Raw genomic sequence first — 676 nt, 5'->3', positions numbered from 1 at the left:
GCATGTTTCTACGAACTCTTCACACATTACTCGGGCATCGACTATTTTGAGATGATCGAGGCCCGGGTTCTCAAGCTTCTTCATAAGAAGATCAATCTTAGTGGTGAGCATGTCCACCTCTTCAAGCTGGTGAACCTTACGTGTGCGGGTCCAAGTGCGCTCCTCATCCCAGCTCTGGTTAGAGGCCATCTTCTCAATCAGTTTATGAGCTTCCTCCATAATGAGAGTGAAGAAAGAACATCCAGCAGCAGCATCTATATGCTCCTGGGTTGAGTGAATCAACCAATGATAGATTCTTTGGATAATGAACCACTCCTCCATGCCGTGATGGGGGCATGCAGAGATATAATCCTGCAGGCGTTCCCATGCCTCGGCGATGGTCTCATCCGTGAGTTGCTGAAATCCAAAGATCTTGTTCCAGAGGGCGTTGGTTTTGCCCAATGGAAAAAACTTGGTGAGAAATGCATTTAAGCACTTCCCCCAGGTTGACACTGCCTCCTTATTGGAATAGAACCAGTGTTTCGCCTTTCCTAACAATGAAAATGGAAAGAGACGAAGACGTACCTCATCCCGAGTCACTCATCGGATAGTCAATGTGCTATGCTGCAGATCTCCAAGAAGTGTTGAAGATGAGCATTAGCATCCTCCAAGGCCTTGCCGCAGAATGGGCTTTGCT

The 676-nt window shown here is 47.5% G+C and carries 1 protein-coding gene; it reads right to left on the bottom strand.

Features of this window, described 5'->3' with window-relative positions:
- Positions 1-579 (bottom strand): retrotransposon gag family protein (locus ACQY5R_RS18185; RefSeq protein ID WP_428610705.1); only part of this gene is annotated, 579 nt, incomplete at its 3' end.
- Between the last annotated feature and the right edge of the window lie 97 nt (positions 580-676).

The organism is Sedimenticola sp., from assembly GCF_050289425.1.
GTDB lineage: Bacteria > Pseudomonadota > Gammaproteobacteria > Chromatiales > Chromatiaceae > Sedimenticola.
The sequence above is the reverse complement of the archived record's forward strand: the minus strand, read 5'-3'. Positions and strand labels throughout refer to the sequence as shown.